Consider the following 14,792-nt stretch of genomic DNA (forward strand, 5'->3'; position numbering starts at 1 on the left):
TATAGGCTGGCAAAATTTATATGGCTTCAATACGTCTTCTTATTTCTGAATCATTTGATCCCTGGTTTAATTTGGCAGTCGAAGAGGCTATTTTTCGTCAAATGTCAGTCAAGCAACGGGTTATGTTTCTTTGGCGCAATAATGATACAGTCGTTATTGGACGAGCACAAAATCCATGGAAAGAGTGTAATACCCGAAAAATGGTACAAGATGGGGTTAAATTAGCTCGCCGCCGAAGTGGTGGTGGTGCGGTTTTTCATGATTTAGGAAATAGCTGTTTTACCTTTATGGCAGGTAAACCCGCTTATAATAAAACAGTTTCAACCCAAATTATTATTGCAGGGTTAGCTGAGCTTGGGGTTATTGCTCAAGTAGCTGGTCGAAATGATTTAGTTATTCGTTCCGCACATGGCGAGCGTAAAATTTCAGGATCAGCTTATTTTGAAACTCATGATCGCGGTTTTCATCATGGTACTTTACTCATTAATACGGATTTAAATCGATTAGCCAGTTATTTAAATCCAGATCCAAAAAAGTTGATTAGCAAAGGTATTACTTCTGTGCGTTCTAGGGTAATGAACTTAGCTGAAATTGATGCCGGCATTACTCATCAAAAAGTTTGTAACGCTTTCGCAAACAATTTTTTCAACTATTATGGTGAAGTAGTGAAGGCAGAAATAATTTCGCCAACTAACATGCCTGATTTACCCGGTTTTATTGACGTTTATGCTAAGCAATCTAGTTGGGAATGGAATTTTGGCCAAGCGCCGACTTTTAGTCATATACTTGACACACGATTTGTTTGGGGTGGCGTTGAACTTTATTTTGATATTGATAAAGGCAAAATTTCAGCTAGTAAAATTTATACTGATAGTTTAGATCCATCGCCATTGGAGCTTTTTAGTCAAAAGTTGATTGGGAAAAAATACCAACCAGCAACAATTAAGGAGATAATCGCGGAGATACAGGTTCAATATCCAGATCTTAATCAGCAACTTATACAATTAGAAAATTGGTTGGTTAATGAAATAACATGAATAAAGTTAGTCATTATTAATTATTAGCACTCATTGCTAGCTAAACAAATATTCATGCGAATTTTATTGTAGACAGGACATAAAGCCAGTATTTAGACTGGCATATAGCAATGAATAATTAAAAATTTTAGCTTAGTCCATAAATTGATTAAAATCGGGTAACTGCCCATTTTGACGAAATTTAGCCGGTGTAGTATTAAAATGTTTTTTAAAAATGCGAGTAAATGTTGCTTGGGAGCTAAAACCGTATTGTAGAGCTATATCCAAAATAGAAAATTTATCTTCTCGTAATAGCCTGGCTGCTTCAAGTAAACGACGTTTACGAACATATTCACCTAAGGTGCAACCTTTTAATTGCTTAAAGATCCGTTGTAAATGCCATTTAGAATAACCACTTTTATTAGCAATGGTATCAATCTTAATGCCTTCATTTCGTTGTAATTGGCTCTCTAACCAATTAACAATATCATTGATTACATTTTCCGACATGTTCACCTTCCACAATCAGTGGGTAAATAGCCTAGCTGTAAAGAATCATTCATTTATTTATAAATTCTATTTTATGATTTTTGATATTTATAGATAGGCAAAAAATGCCATTTCTAATTGCTAATAATAATTATTATTAATCTATAATATATTCCGTTTTATTTTAAAAAAATGAAATTAAACTATTAAATAGTTTATCATTTTTTAATAAATATTATACATTAAAGAGTATTTCAATTAATAATTTTTGTTAGAAATAGTAAAAATTCTTATTGTTTAGTGTCTCTTATTTATTATTTTTCTAACATAATAAAAGCATTAAAAAAACATTGGAGCGAATTATTTAATAAATTAAATATGTTGATAAATTATACTAAATCCAATCATAATTAGCGTAACACCACCCATCATTTCGGCTGTTTTTCCTAATAATGGACCAATATAACGACCTAATAATATCCCAAGTGTTGCCATAATCATGGTCATTAGTCCGATTGTCATCGCTGTATGGATGATATTAATTTGCAAAAAAGCCAGACTAACGCCAATGGCCATTGCATCCAGGCTAGTTGCGATGGCGGTAGTAATAAGGGTAAAAGAATTGTGATAGTGGATAAGAGGAGATTTGTTATTGTTTTTAGCGCGATGGTAGCTTTGATATATCATTTGGCTACCCAATATAAATAATAAACCAAACGCTATCCAATGATTCCACTTTATAACATATTGACTGGCTAATAGTCCTAAACACCAGCCAATAATGGGTGTTATGGCCTCAATTACGCCAAAGATAAGGCCCGTTCTTATTGCTTCACGTAAAGAGGGATTAAATAAGGTAGCACCTTTGCAAACTGATACAGCAAATGCATCCATGGATAATGCGAGTGATAAAGCTAAGGTGGTGTATAAGTTCATTATACTGTCTCAGTTGGATAGTTATCCATACACATATTTTTACTTCCAACCTTGAGTAAAAATATGCCTATGGTCTTGCCAACCTTGTCAGGTATTCATGCCACGTTACTATAACATAACGAGTATGTTGACATGAAATTTCTAAACGACAATTTTATTTAGAACAGGCTACTCCCCAATGACACATAGCAAAAGATATCATAAAAATAATAAAAGGCAATTATTTAAATTTTTATTATTTTATCAATTAATGCCATTTAATAAAAATAATAATTATCGTTAATTAACTATATAATAAAGATTAAGAATGTTATTTATTATTAAGCAAAAAGTTGTAGATTTTATCTAAATCATCAAACTGTTTAACAGCAATATAAATTTTTCTTTTTGCCAAACCGACTATTAATATTCCATCTTTAGATAAATTAATTGTTTTAATATGATCGTATAATATATAAACATTATTATAATAAAAACCTTTATCTTTAAAATAAAGCTTAGGGTAACGAATGAATGTTAAGTAAATAGCAATAAGAACTGTGATCATTAATAAATAGGTTGTAAACTGACTACCATGTTGAATAATATTATGATAAATAACAATTGCGATAAGTATAATAAAAATAACGGCATCAATTCTATTTCTGCGCCTTAACTTTATTTTTAATTTTGTTTTTCCATTTAACAAATTAACAATCAATTCTTCATAGATAGCATAAGTTAGCATTAGTAGAATCAAGATAGTCAAGACAATATTGTTCATATTCATGAGCAAACACTCCCATCGATTATTACTCTGCTGTAAAGATAAAATTAAAAACGGGAGGCTGCAACCTCCCGTAATCGGCAATTAAAATATCGAGTATCTTAGCCTAAAAATCCTGCCCAGTAGCCAACAATACCAAGGATAAAGAAACCAACAATGATCCATAATGGATTAACTTTACGCCGTAATAACCACATACAGCCAAATGTTAATAGTAAAGGTACTAGACCAGGCATTAATTGATTTAATATTGTCTGTACGGTAGTGATTGTGACCTCGCCCGTCTCTAGATTTTTTATCTCGGATACAACTAACGGGATATTAACATTGGTCCATTTATTAACTAATGCACCCATCACAAATAGTCCCAAAATAGAGGCGCCTTCGGTCATTTTTTGTAGAAAGCCACCTCCCATGTCATGAACAATATCAAGCCCTTTTTTGTAACCATAGCTGACACCGTAATAACGTGTGAGTAAACGAACTAAATTGAACAAAATAAAAAATAGCAATGGTCCTAGTAGACTACCTGACATCGCAGTTCCTGCACCTAATGCTGCAAAAACTGGACGTACTGTGCCCCAAAAAATAGGGTCTCCAACACCTGCCAAGGGGCCCATTAAGCCAACTTTAATACCATTAATTGCACCATCATCGATATCTGCACCATTAGCTCTTTGTTCTTCCATCGCCATGGTGACGCCTAAAACCGGTGCTGCAACATACGGATGGGTATTAAAAAACTCTAGATGGCGCTTAATTGCTTGTTTACGTTCTTCGCTATTTTCAGGATATAAACGACGGATCACGGGAATCATTGAAAAGCAAAAACCAAGTGCTTGCATGCGCTCAAAGTTCCAAGATCCTTGAAAAAGATTGGAACGTAAGAAAACTCCGCGAATATCACCAGCAGTAAGCTTTTTTTGGTTTGCTGAAGTTGTATCTGCCATTATTCCATTCCTTAATTAATCTAATTCATTATCTAAGTCGCTATTGCCATTATTTTGCGAATTAGCAACTTGTGATTGGTTGTATTTTGGACTGAGTTGAATATAGAGGATCGCCATTACAATACCAATAACGCCTAAAGCAACTAGGTTGAAATTGGTAAATGCCGCAGTTACAAAGCCCAAGTAGAAAAATGGCATCAGATAACCTGCGCGCATCATGTTAATCACCATTGCGTAACCGACAACAACGATCATACCACCAGCAATGTTCAATCCTTTAGTCACAACCTCAGGAATGGAATCTAGTAGATGTTGGACTTCTGAGGTACCAACAGAGATAGCAACAATTAGAGCAGGAATAGCAATACGCATCGCCTGTAGTAACAGGGCTGAGATGTGAATTGTTGTTAATGCACGTAAATTGGCAGATTGCGCGGCACGATCAGCGGCATGTTGAAATGCAACAGTGAGTGTCCGAACAATAATGGTCAATACTTGACCTGCAGCAGCTAATGGGATCGCCAAAGCAATACCGGTACCAATATCTTGTCCGCCGGCAATAACTAGAATGGTAGAAATAATTGAGGCGAGTGCAGCATCAGGTGCTACGGCTGCCCCGATATTCATCCACCCGAGGGCGATCATTTCCAGTGTACCACCGATAATTATCCCTGTTTTTAGATCACCGAGAACAAGGCCAATTAGGGTACAAGCAATTAAAGGGCGATGGAATTGGAATTCATCTAGAATAGAATCCATACCTGCAATACAGGCAACAAGGAAAACGAGTATGATTTGAACAACGGTAAGTTCCATTGTTTATCTCCTGTAACCAACAACGTTGGTGAATCTATTTTTAAGTCGTGAATGTATAACCAAAAAAGAAAACTCAGCTTTTTGCTTTTTTGATGAGAGTTAACATATCCAGTTTGTTGTCACTTGAAACTTTACGTGCTTCAAGTTCAATGCCCCGTTTAGATAATTGATTAAAAGCCTCAATATCCTCATTATCGATCGAGATCGCATTGTTAACCTGGGTTTTACCATCACGGTAGGCCATGCCACCAATATTGACAGACTTTATTTCGACGCCGCCTTCTACAATGCGTAAAACGTCTGTGGGATTGGTAAATAACAGCATAACGCGTTCACCGGCATACTTAGGATTATTATAGACACGAATACATTTTGCTATATCGATTACATGTGCAGTTACACCCGGTGGCGCCACCTGCTTTAATAAAGTTGAACGAACATGATCTTTAGCAACTTCATCACTTACTACGATAATACGCTTAACTTTTGTCTCTTTAGTCCAGCGAGTAGCTACTTGACCATGAATTAAACGGTCATCAATTCGAGCAAGGGCAATGAACATATGACCTTGTGCAGCTGAATTGGCTACCTGTGATGGGGGAGTTGGCGTCGGTGAATTTTGCGGTTTATTGCTAGTCTGTAGACTATTTAGTGCTTTAATTTCACTGCGACCCGTTTCAATAGCAGTGCTAACTAATTCACTAAAGGTAGGATCGTCATCACGGGATAGTAACGTCGCAACTAGCATGGGGACGTTAACACCGGTAACTATATCATATTTGTCTTTATCTTTACTTTCGATAATGCGACTAGCGGCGTTAAATGGACTGCCTCCCCACATATCTACCAAAAATAACACACCTTGAGAAACATCGAGCTCATTAAGCTTTTGATTATATTTTTCAATTAATATATCAGCGTTTTCACCTGGAACAAAATCGATATAAGCGACATTTTGTTGTTCGCCAATCAACATTTCAGCGGTCATGAGCAACTGTTTTGCAGCAACACCATGAGTGCTAATTATAATAGCTACACTCACTACTTTTCCCCTTAGAAGTAGATTAAATAATAAAAATAATTATTAGAGTGTACTCTCCGTTAACGGATGAATACAATCAAATAATCACTGGTATGAATAGTTTTTCATGTTATAAGTATTAACCATAATTGAAACTAATTAATAATTTTATAGACTATCATTTAAATATAAGAAAAAATATGCCAGTGATCAGAAAATTTAAAATACGTATCAATATATTTAGAGAAAGATAAATTTTATCAATCAATTTAATTTTGTTATAGTTGTTATTATCCTGTGTGAAATAATAATAAATTTTAATTAGTAATTCTATGAATATAAACTGTACTTTAATCTAGGGGAGATTTTTTAACTAATTGAATAGGAAGAAGTGTGATAAATAAAAATAACCCTTTCTATATTAAGGGTTATTAAATGAAAAAAAATATATTTTAAGGTGTATGCTACATTAATCACATTGGACTTTAATAGCTAAACCGCCACGAGAAGTTTCACGGTATTTAGCATTCATATCTTTACCTGTTTCATACATGGTTTCGATGACTTTATCTAAAGAAATGCGTGGTTCACTTGTTCTGCGTAGTGCCATTCTTGCCGCATTAATCGCTTTAACTGACGCAATTGCGTTAAGTTCAATGCAAGGGACTTGAACTTGTCCCGCAACCGGGTCACAGGTTAGCCCTAAATTATGCTCCATACCAATTTCAGCTGCTATACAGACTTGTTCAGGATTGCCACCTAGTAATTCAGCTAGCCCAGCAGCGGCCATTGAACAGGCAACGCCGACTTCTCCTTGGCAGCCAACTTCGGCACCTGATATAGAGGCATTCATCTTGTAAAGAATACCAATCGCCCCTGAAGCTAAAAAGTAACGGCTATAAAGTGCTGGTGTAACAGGTTCAATACAGTGATCATAGTAAGATAAGACAGCTGGAATTATGCCACAGGCACCATTAGTTGGTGCGGTTACCACGCGACCACCGGCGGCATTTTCTTCGTTAACCGCTAATGCAAACATATTAATCAAATCAACGATATCCATTGGATCATTAGACAGTTTTTGAGATGCAGTCAACATGCGATGTAATGCCGGTGCGCGGCGAGGGACGCGAAGAGGACCGGGTAAAATACCTTCAGTATTCAGTCCTGGAGCAATGCAGGCCTGCATGGTATGCCAAATATTAGCAAAATAGTGATCAATTTCTTCTTTCGTATGCAGCGCTAATTCGTTTTTCATCACAAGATTAGAAACCGATAAACCGGTTGTTTTACAATGAAGTAGCAGTTCAGCTGCTGAGTTATAAGAATTAGGTACTGCTTTATTAGTAGAAGTTTGTTGGTCAAAATTTTCTTCATCAACAATAAACCCACCACCTATCGAATAATAAGTTTTAGTAAAAATTTTGTTATTATTATTGAAAGCGGTAATGGTCATGCCATTTTCGTGTAATGGTAAATTATTATAATGAAAATTTATTCCACCTTGACGTGGAAAATCAACATAATGGCTTGTATTTGCTAAAGATAGACGCTCAGTTTGCTCAACATTAGCAATAAAATCTGTTATTGATTCAATATCAACGGTTGCTGGTAAATTACCCGCTAAACCCATAATAATAGCGATGTCAGTATGATGCCCCTTTCCAGTTAATGAAAGGGAGCCATAAATATCAACAGCGATACGAGTAACAGAGGAAAGTAGATTTTTTTCGATCAATTGATCGACAAATTCTTTACCTGCTTTCATTGGTCCAACGGTATGAGAACTAGATGGGCCAATACCGACTTTAAACATATCGAAAACACTGATCACTAAGAACCCCCTGAAAAATAAAAACCGATAAAATAATCACTTAATACCAAATGTTATAGTTGTAATATTAACGTGTTGTAATTGATTGCCAGTTTATCGTTTTTTTTGAAATTTACTAGTGCTAGTGAACAAAATGTAAAATAAAAAGACTTTTTATATTTTGCCTATTTTAAACCAGTTGTAATGCCAACTTATTAATAATGGCTGCAGTTAATCCCCAAATTAGGTATTGATTATAGCGATAAAAGAATAGACGTTTTTTATTGCCGGCATCATTAATTATAATGGCATGATGATGAGTTAAAGAGAGGGCATGTTTCAATGGTACTTCAAAGATAACGGCGACTTCCGCCGGATTTTTGTAATAAGAAGCCTTTGCTGATAGTAATCCGACAATAGGCGTTACTAAATAGTCACTATGGCTTTTTATTGGCTGCATTTTTCCCAGGATCTGCACTTGATTTGGTAAAATATTAATTTCTTCATAAGATTCGCGTAAGGCCGTTTCAATTAAGCTATGATCATTGGGTTCACGAGCTCCACCGGGAAAAGAAATTTGACTGGCATGTAGGCGTAAGTTATCCGTTCTTTTGGTAAATAGCAGAGTAGGTTCAGGTTTACAAATAATGGGTAATAGCACGGCAGCACTTTTTTTGCTGTGATCGTCATTGACAGATTGGATGGCGTCAGTGGGAACAGGTAATATTAATTGAAATCGGTTAATAAAATTATCTAATATATTCATTAACGTTGATTATTTTCTAGTACGGGTAATATTCGACTTAGTTTATCGAAAGTCTCTTGATACTCTTTTTCAGCTGTACTATCAGCCACAATTCCTCCGCCTGCCCAACAATAAAGGGATTGTTTTTCAGTTAATAAGGTACGTATGCTGATGTTTGTATCCATTGTACCGCAGAAACTAATATAACCAATCGCTCCACAGTAGCTATGGCGCCGATGAGGTTCAAGTTCGTCAATAATTTCCATCGAGCGTATTTTCGGCGCACCGGTAATTGAGCCGCCTGGAAAGCAGGCTCTTAATAGATCAGTGGCATGATAATAAGCGGGCAATTGTGCAACGATAGTGCTGACTAGATGATGAATAGCAGGAAAAGATTCAACCACAAAAAGTTCTGGTACACTAACTGTCCCTGGTATCGCGACTTTACCAATATCATTACGCAATAAATCAACTATCATGACGTTTTCAGCGCGATCTTTGATTGATGATTGTAAACGTTTTATTTGTTCTTGATCTTCTTTTGTATCCGTCAGTCTAGGTAATGTGCCTTTAATCGGACGGGTTTGAATTGAATTGTCGTGCAGCCACAGAAAACGTTCAGGGGATACACTCAGTACGCAATGTTGTTCTAAACGAATAAAGGCAGAGAAAGGGGCCTGATTATTTTGATTAAGTTTAAGAAAAGCCTCCCATTCACTACCCTGATATTTGGCTTTAAAACGTTGTGCTAAATTAATTTGGTAACAATCACCATTGCGTAAATATTGATGAATTTGGCTAATTTTATGGTGATATTGCTGTTCGGACATATTACTTTGCCATGGTTCACACATTTGAAACTGTTTAGCGGGTATTTTCGTTTTGTTTTCTAACCAGGATAAGCGTTGTTCAACATTTTGATAACTAAGCAAAGTAACTATTTTTTTATGGTGATCAACGATTAATGCCCAAAGATAAACGCCGATCGCCATATCGGGAAAGCTTAATTCTTTTTTTGCCTGTTCGGGAAGAATTTCGATTCGCCGACCTAAATCATAACCCCATATACCTAGAGCTCCGCCTTGGAAAGGAAGATCGTTATTCGCTACGAAAGTGACATTCAAATGTTGCATTTCACTTTTTAATAGCTCAAAAGGATCAAGTTCCGAGCTGATTATTTCATTTTCACGGTTAATTAGCGTGATATTGTCTCTTGTTTCTAGGGTGGTTATTGGATCAGCGACCACAATATCAAAACGGTTATGTGGGTGGTTCGCATTACCTGAATGTAATAACATCGCCCATGGTTGGTCAGCTAAAGCATGAAAATAATTTAAAGCGGCATCTAAGGAATAAGGTAATTGAATTTTTTGCAGGCGCATATTTAATTAGGCAAGATAAGGGTTATTAACGAATATACTAACATAAAATAACGTTTTTCATAGGCCAAACTATGCTAATGTTATATTAATGATGATGTTTAAATTAAAAATGAGTAAAAATAAATGTTTTCAAAAATGCCAACGTTAAATCATCAAGAGCAGCAAGAAGCAGCTGAGCGCATTCATCAATTGATGGCTAAAGGAATGAGTAGTGGAGAAGCAATTGCTTTGGTCGCTAAGGAGATACGTGCAAAGCATGCCACCAAAGGGCAAGTTTATAATGAACCTAAGTAACAAAAATAGCTTTTTTACGTGATCGCAGATTGTTGATGTAAAGGATACGCCTTTACACTGCTACTTATACTTACTGATCTTAAGAAAATATTTAGGAGTAAATGTGAAAGTGATGAATAGGCTTTTTATATTGCTTGCTATGATATTATTCACGTTAGTATCTTTTTCAATAATGGCTCAGCCTATTGAAATTAATGAAGTAAGAACAGCTAAATTTATCAGTTGTGATAATTTAAGCCAGCAGCAAATTAGCGCAAAAGTGAAGAATGATTTTATTCAAACCCGCTTACCATACTGGGATGAAGATAGAAAGCTACTTGGCCCGAAGGTAGTGGTGTGGATTAATAACAATAGCATTACACCAATTAAAAATGGTTATAAAATTCTTTTGACGGTTCGAGGTGCGAGAAAAGATCTTAACTACCAGGTGATTGTTAATTGCCAGAATGAGACCGTTAGTTATCAAATTGATATCCATTAAAGATTAATAAACCAACAGCAAAAAGTTGTCGGTATGTTAATGTTGATATTATCCTTTTCGCGGAATGTAAGGTAATTGATCCAACGTATGAGAAATTTTACGAAATAGAGTAAGTCGTTTACGGAAATGTTCTCGTAAATGCGGAGCTTGCTCTGCTTCAATTTTATCGGCAATAACAGGCATATTATACCTTTCTTTAAAAGCCACACTTGCAGCGGCTAGATCGAGGTTTAGTTTTTCTCTTTCTTCTTTTGTTAATTCGGCAAGATTATAACTCATACTCGTATTTCCGATCTGACAAAGATGACTACTAAATAAATTTTAGTAAACGAAACACGCTTTGTCTTGAATAAATATGTAACTGTTTATTATCTCTATAGTATTTTAATAGTGTTTGTAATCAAAATGATCGGTTTTAACCCGGTTTTTGATCAAATAACGGTTAATTTTAATTTTATTTTTATTACAACACCTTTATTATTCCCATAACTGGAGATAATAAAATTGAATTTTTATTTAATAACATAGGAATTATGGACAATGTTGCAGCAAGAGATGGTTAAAAAATTAAATAAACAGCTTAACTTAGAGTTTTTTTCAGCAAATTTCTATCTTCAAATGAGTGCATGGTGTAACTATAAAGGTTTTGAGGGTGCTGCGGTGTTTTTAAAAACGCATTCTCAGGAAGAGATGGAGCATATGCAACGTTTATTCAATTATCTTAGTGATACTGGCGAAATGCCGATATTAGGTCAAATTGATGCGCCAACTGGGAAATTTAATTTAGTAAAAGAGGTTTTTGAAAAAACTTATCTACATGAACAAAATATTACACATGAAATTAATGCACTTGTTGATCTTGCATTGGAGATGAAAGACTACTCGACATTTAATTTTTTGCAGTGGTATGTTGCTGAACAGCATGAAGAAGAGAAGTTATTCAAATCAATTTTGGATAAATTTGAGCTAGTTGGAGAAGATGGTAAATCACTATTTTTATTAGATAAAGAGTTGAAAGGCATGTCTAACGCTGTGCATGCTTAATTGATAACTTCCCATTTTGCGTACAAGTGGGAAGTTTATTTTCTCTATTATTATTTAGCATTTTATTTTTTCTTCTTGCTCAATAAAAAATAAAAATGATTGTAATAATTATTTCTAATAATATGAAAGATATTGTAAGTAATAGTGTTTCATCATTATAAATGATAAGGAAATATTGATATGGTAAAGTTTAGTAGATTAGTATTACTATTAACAATAATAGTCTCATTTCCTGTCATTTCAGCACCACCAATTGTAACGGTGAGTAAAAAACAGTTTGGTGACAAATGGATTTTTAAGCGTGAGGAAGTTATGCTTGAGTGCCGACCCAATGGCGCATTATTTGTTATAAATCCTAGTACATTAATGCAATATCCTCTTAATAATATAGCGGTGGAGCAGGTAAAAAAGCGCCAAATTATCGGATCACCACTTTCAGCTATTTTACTCGAACCTGCGAATTTAGCACAACAGAAAATAGATATTACACCGATACTCAAAACCGCGCAAAATCTTTGTAAAAACTAATTAAAAATTATTGATTGATTTATAGTATCTATCAAAAATAGTTTGGGTGGAGATGTTATTTAAATAAAGACGATCCTGCAAAAATTGGTTAATTTTTGCAGCCACAAACTTTAACATAACATATCGAGTATATTTGATATTTGATAGAAAATATGGGCAATTCAAATTTAATTTACACTAGTCAAATATTTTGTTCTATAAAAACAATCAATGTTAATTTAATGTAATGAATATGTTTATGTCGCTAGCTAATTTTGTGACTGACAGCTAGTATTAAATAGCATTTTGTTACGTCTCTATGACACATTTTAGCGCACGGCTCTCTAGAGCCATTTCCCAAGACCGAGTATTGGAATTAGCTCGGTCTCTTTTTTGATGCTATTGTGATTAAACTATTCTCATAACCCAATGATGCTTTTTTTTATCATAGTACTGGCGATAGAGAAGAACCGGTTTATTATCTAGCGTGGCTGGGATACTCGTATTTTCATCCCAGCCATCAAGTTGCATACAAAATTCAGTATCTGATTCACATGGAATACTGATAGTATTTTCAGCTGCGTCAGACAAGAGTGCATCATCAATAACATAGGTGGAAATTTTTAGTTTTGCTCTTTTCATATAAGTGATCCCCACTAATTATTCAAATGTTAATAAATCACTATAAATACTTTAAGTTCTTAGAATAGTATAAATGGAACTCTTTTCCAAAATAATTGCCACAGCGGTAAATTGCCGGCTTTTTACTATTATTTATTGAAAATTAACCGTTTTAAATAATTTTTGTATTGATGGAAAATGTACTTTAGGCGAAATAACAAGCTACTAACTTACAAATAAGTTGCTTTGAGTCAATATTGCTAATTTAAATAGAAATAGCTTTTAGGTTGAGAAAATAAAAGTGGTAGGTAGCCAAAACAATTATCGCTGGTTTTTTTGTTATATGTTATTACTAAAATGTTTATAATTTTTTTATTGAATCTTATTTCATAATTAATAATTAGCTAAAATTTGAATTAGTTTTCATTTATTGTGTGATTTGACCGGCCAATTAAATTACAATAAGTTAAAAAATATCACGATTAATAGTGCGAATTGTTAGCCTTGAGAGATAAAAATTGCCATATTGGTGATTTCTTATCTGCCAGATGAGTATATGTAAAATTTGACAAACGGAATGTTATGGGAAAAAAAGCCTTTTATCATGATCTTTCATGTGATTTAACTAGCTTATTTGCTGGTGAATATGATTTTATTGCCACACTCGCCAATACCAGTGCACTACTTTTTGAAAAATTAGATAATATTAATTGGCTAGGGTTTTATCTGAAAAGTCGTGATACGCTTGTGCTTGGGCCTTTTCAGGGTAAAGTTGCATGTGTGCGTATTGCGCAAGGAAAAGGTGTTTGTGGGACCGCTTTTTATAGAAAATAGAGTACAGCGTATTGCCGATGTCCATTCTTTTGCCGGGCATATTACTTGTGATAGTCTCAGTCGTTCAGAGAGAGTTTTGCCGCTGTAAGTCGATGGACAGTTAATAGGTGTATTAGACATTGATAGTCCTATTTTTGATCGTTTTGATGAAGAGGATGAAAATGGTCTGAAAGCCTTAGTTGTAATACTTTGTAACCACTTGAAAGCGTGTGTTATAGCAAAATATCCACAAATTAATGTAATTTAACAGTTGGTTTGCGTGGCAATTGTCTGCAACGCTATTATAATATCGCCTGTTCATGCCTACGTTGGTTGGCAAAACCGTTGTAATCAGGAAATTTCATGGAAAATCAACCTAAGTTGAATAGTAGTAAAGAAATAATTGCTTTTTTGGCTAAGCGTTTTCCTCACTGCTTTATTGCTGAAGGTGAGGCTCGTCCACTGAAGATTGGAATCTTTCAGGATATTGTGGCGAGACTGACTGAAGAGGATGGCATCAGTAAAACTCAATTGCGATCTGCTTTGCGGATGTATACTTCTAGTTGGCGTTATCTTTATGGTGTCAAAGAAGGTGCTAAACGTGTTGATCTGGATGGTAATGATTGTGGTGATTTGGAAACAGAACATGTGGCGTATGCACGTCAACAGTTGATTGAAGCAAAGGCTCGTATCCATGCTCAACGTACCGAGCAAAAATTAAAAAAACGGGAATTTCAACAGAAAGCACCTAAGACAGATAACGAAAAAGCTTTACCGGCAACTTCTAGCAAGAGAAATGGGGCCTTGCGCTCAACGACCAAGGAAATAAATAAAAAAAATAAACATTATTCTTACTCTAAAAATCAAGCTAAAAAAGCCCATAATAGTAAAACGGCTAATCTAACCAAATTACAATCAGTAACGGATATTTCTACATTAAAAGTTGGTCAAGTATTAAAGGTTATGGTTGGCCAAAGTATTGTAGATGCGTCAGTGCTTGAGATAGCTAAGGATGGTGTTCGAGTACAATTGACGACAGGATTGGCAATGATTGTACGCGCTGAGCATTTAAAGTTCTGATATGGAGGCCAATCACGG

At 34.9% G+C, this 14,792-nt stretch carries 17 protein-coding genes, 1 pseudogene and 1 riboswitch; of the genes and pseudogenes, 7 read left to right on the top strand and 11 right to left on the bottom strand.

Annotated features, from left to right (window positions below; genetic code table 11):
* The first annotated feature begins 20 nt into the window (after window positions 1–20).
* Window positions 21–1,037, top strand: a complete 1,017-nt coding sequence (locus ArsFIN_RS07770; RefSeq protein WP_026821640.1) for a lipoate--protein ligase — start codon at window positions 21–23, stop codon at window positions 1,035–1,037.
* A 132-nt stretch (window positions 1,038–1,169) separates the two neighbouring features.
* Here ArsFIN_RS07770 and ArsFIN_RS07775 read toward each other — a convergent pair whose 3' ends face one another.
* The 9 genes from ArsFIN_RS07775 to pabB form a co-directional block, all read right to left on the bottom strand.
* The gene (locus ArsFIN_RS07775) at window positions 1,170–1,526 is read right to left on the bottom strand and encodes a helix-turn-helix domain-containing protein (protein ID WP_026821639.1); all 357 of its coding nucleotides are present in this window, start codon (window positions 1,524–1,526) and stop codon (window positions 1,170–1,172) included.
* Between the two features lie 351 nt (window positions 1,527–1,877).
* On the bottom strand, window positions 1,878–2,441 hold the full coding sequence (gene mntP / locus ArsFIN_RS07780) for a manganese efflux pump MntP (protein WP_026821638.1): 564 nt from the start codon (window positions 2,439–2,441) through the stop codon (window positions 1,878–1,880).
* Window positions 2,442–2,488: 47 nt separating this feature from the next.
* A riboswitch (yybP-ykoY riboswitch) is annotated at window positions 2,489–2,630 on the bottom strand.
* 121 nt (window positions 2,631–2,751) lie between these two features.
* On the bottom strand, window positions 2,752–3,210 hold the full coding sequence (locus ArsFIN_RS07785) for a DUF986 family protein (protein ID WP_026821637.1): 459 nt from the start codon (window positions 3,208–3,210) through the stop codon (window positions 2,752–2,754).
* A gap of 98 nt (window positions 3,211–3,308) precedes the next feature.
* On the bottom strand, window positions 3,309–4,157 hold the full coding sequence (locus ArsFIN_RS07790) for a PTS mannose transporter subunit IID (RefSeq protein WP_026821636.1): 849 nt from the start codon (window positions 4,155–4,157) through the stop codon (window positions 3,309–3,311).
* Window positions 4,158–4,172: 15 nt separating this feature from the next.
* The gene (locus ArsFIN_RS07795) at window positions 4,173–4,973 is read right to left on the bottom strand and encodes a PTS mannose/fructose/sorbose transporter subunit IIC (RefSeq protein ID WP_026821635.1); all 801 of its coding nucleotides are present in this window, start codon (window positions 4,971–4,973) and stop codon (window positions 4,173–4,175) included.
* A 73-nt stretch (window positions 4,974–5,046) separates the two neighbouring features.
* Entirely contained in the window at window positions 5,047–5,961 is a 915-nt protein-coding gene (manX, locus tag ArsFIN_RS07800; protein WP_406929140.1) for a PTS mannose transporter subunit IIAB, read from the bottom strand.
* A gap of 502 nt (window positions 5,962–6,463) precedes the next feature.
* A complete protein-coding gene (locus ArsFIN_RS07805) occupies window positions 6,464–7,828 on the bottom strand; it encodes an L-serine ammonia-lyase (protein WP_026821633.1) in 1,365 nt (454 codons plus the stop codon).
* Between the two features lie 169 nt (window positions 7,829–7,997).
* The gene (locus ArsFIN_RS07810) at window positions 7,998–8,573 is read right to left on the bottom strand and encodes a CoA pyrophosphatase (protein WP_026821632.1); all 576 of its coding nucleotides are present in this window, start codon (window positions 8,571–8,573) and stop codon (window positions 7,998–8,000) included.
* On the bottom strand, window positions 8,573–9,934 hold the full coding sequence (gene pabB / locus ArsFIN_RS07815) for an aminodeoxychorismate synthase component 1 (protein ID WP_026821631.1): 1,362 nt from the start codon (window positions 9,932–9,934) through the stop codon (window positions 8,573–8,575). The genes ArsFIN_RS07810 and pabB overlap by 1 nt, the downstream gene beginning before the upstream one ends.
* Window positions 9,935–10,057: 123 nt before the next feature.
* Here pabB and ArsFIN_RS07820 point away from each other — a divergent pair, with 123 nt between their 5' ends.
* The gene (locus tag ArsFIN_RS07820) at window positions 10,058–10,228 is read left to right on the top strand and encodes a YoaH family protein (protein WP_071846840.1); all 171 of its coding nucleotides are present in this window, start codon (window positions 10,058–10,060) and stop codon (window positions 10,226–10,228) included.
* A 112-nt stretch (window positions 10,229–10,340) separates the two neighbouring features.
* Window positions 10,341–10,709, top strand: a complete 369-nt coding sequence (gene yebF, locus ArsFIN_RS07825) for a protein YebF (protein ID WP_034249179.1) — start codon at window positions 10,341–10,343, stop codon at window positions 10,707–10,709.
* A 48-nt stretch (window positions 10,710–10,757) separates the two neighbouring features.
* Here yebF and ArsFIN_RS07830 read toward each other — a convergent pair whose 3' ends face one another.
* Complete coding sequence (locus ArsFIN_RS07830) at window positions 10,758–10,988, bottom strand: DNA polymerase III subunit theta (protein WP_026821629.1); 231 nt, start codon at window positions 10,986–10,988, stop codon at window positions 10,758–10,760.
* A 261-nt stretch (window positions 10,989–11,249) separates the two neighbouring features.
* Between ArsFIN_RS07830 and ftnA the strand changes: the two genes are divergently transcribed.
* Window positions 11,250–11,753, top strand: coding sequence for a non-heme ferritin (ftnA, locus tag ArsFIN_RS07835; RefSeq protein WP_026821628.1), 504 nt, complete (start codon window positions 11,250–11,252; stop codon window positions 11,751–11,753).
* A 180-nt stretch (window positions 11,754–11,933) separates the two neighbouring features.
* A complete protein-coding gene (locus tag ArsFIN_RS07840) occupies window positions 11,934–12,281 on the top strand; it encodes a YebY family protein (RefSeq protein ID WP_034249169.1) in 348 nt (115 codons plus the stop codon).
* A 387-nt stretch (window positions 12,282–12,668) separates the two neighbouring features.
* Here ArsFIN_RS07840 and ArsFIN_RS07845 read toward each other — a convergent pair whose 3' ends face one another.
* Window positions 12,669–12,902, bottom strand: coding sequence for a DUF1480 family protein (locus tag ArsFIN_RS07845; RefSeq protein WP_026821626.1), 234 nt, complete (start codon window positions 12,900–12,902; stop codon window positions 12,669–12,671).
* Between the two features lie 561 nt (window positions 12,903–13,463).
* Between ArsFIN_RS07845 and ArsFIN_RS07850 the strand changes: the two are divergent.
* Window positions 13,464–13,962 (top strand): annotated as a pseudogene (locus tag ArsFIN_RS07850) (GAF domain-containing protein).
* 95 nt (window positions 13,963–14,057) lie between these two features.
* Window positions 14,058–14,774 (top strand): RNA chaperone ProQ, encoded by a 717-nt coding sequence (proQ, locus tag ArsFIN_RS07855; RefSeq protein WP_026821625.1) that lies wholly within the window; start codon window positions 14,058–14,060, stop codon window positions 14,772–14,774.
* Window positions 14,775–14,792: the final 18 nt, after the last annotated feature.

The organism is Arsenophonus nasoniae (assembly GCF_004768525.1).
GTDB lineage: Bacteria > Pseudomonadota > Gammaproteobacteria > Enterobacterales > Enterobacteriaceae > Arsenophonus > Arsenophonus nasoniae.

Coding starts and splice junctions, on each gene's coding strand:
- ArsFIN_RS07775 (WP_026821639.1), bottom strand. CDS start 1,526: ATGTCGGAAAATGTAATCAATGATATTGTTAATTGGTTAGAGAGCCAA.
- ArsFIN_RS07790 (WP_026821636.1), bottom strand. CDS start 4,157: ATGGCAGATACAACTTCAGCAAACCAAAAAAAGCTTACTGCTGGTGAT.
- yebF (WP_034249179.1), top strand. CDS start 10,341: ATGAATAGGCTTTTTATATTGCTTGCTATGATATTATTCACGTTAGTA.
- ArsFIN_RS07785 (WP_026821637.1), bottom strand. CDS start 3,210: ATGAATATGAACAATATTGTCTTGACTATCTTGATTCTACTAATGCTA.
- ftnA (WP_026821628.1), top strand. CDS start 11,250: ATGTTGCAGCAAGAGATGGTTAAAAAATTAAATAAACAGCTTAACTTA.
- mntP (WP_026821638.1), bottom strand. CDS start 2,441: ATGAACTTATACACCACCTTAGCTTTATCACTCGCATTATCCATGGAT.
- ArsFIN_RS07845 (WP_026821626.1), bottom strand. CDS start 12,902: ATGAAAAGAGCAAAACTAAAAATTTCCACCTATGTTATTGATGATGCA.
- ArsFIN_RS07830 (WP_026821629.1), bottom strand. CDS start 10,988: ATGAGTTATAATCTTGCCGAATTAACAAAAGAAGAAAGAGAAAAACTA.
- ArsFIN_RS07810 (WP_026821632.1), bottom strand. CDS start 8,573: ATGAATATATTAGATAATTTTATTAACCGATTTCAATTAATATTACCT.
- ArsFIN_RS07840 (WP_034249169.1), top strand. CDS start 11,934: ATGGTAAAGTTTAGTAGATTAGTATTACTATTAACAATAATAGTCTCA.
- proQ (WP_026821625.1), top strand. CDS start 14,058: ATGGAAAATCAACCTAAGTTGAATAGTAGTAAAGAAATAATTGCTTTT.
- ArsFIN_RS07820 (WP_071846840.1), top strand. CDS start 10,058: ATGTTTTCAAAAATGCCAACGTTAAATCATCAAGAGCAGCAAGAAGCA.
- ArsFIN_RS07795 (WP_026821635.1), bottom strand. CDS start 4,973: ATGGAACTTACCGTTGTTCAAATCATACTCGTTTTCCTTGTTGCCTGT.
- ArsFIN_RS07770 (WP_026821640.1), top strand. CDS start 21: ATGGCTTCAATACGTCTTCTTATTTCTGAATCATTTGATCCCTGGTTT.
- pabB (WP_026821631.1), bottom strand. CDS start 9,934: ATGCGCCTGCAAAAAATTCAATTACCTTATTCCTTAGATGCCGCTTTA.
- manX (WP_406929140.1), bottom strand. CDS start 5,961: ATGACCGCTGAAATGTTGATTGGCGAACAACAAAATGTCGCTTATATC.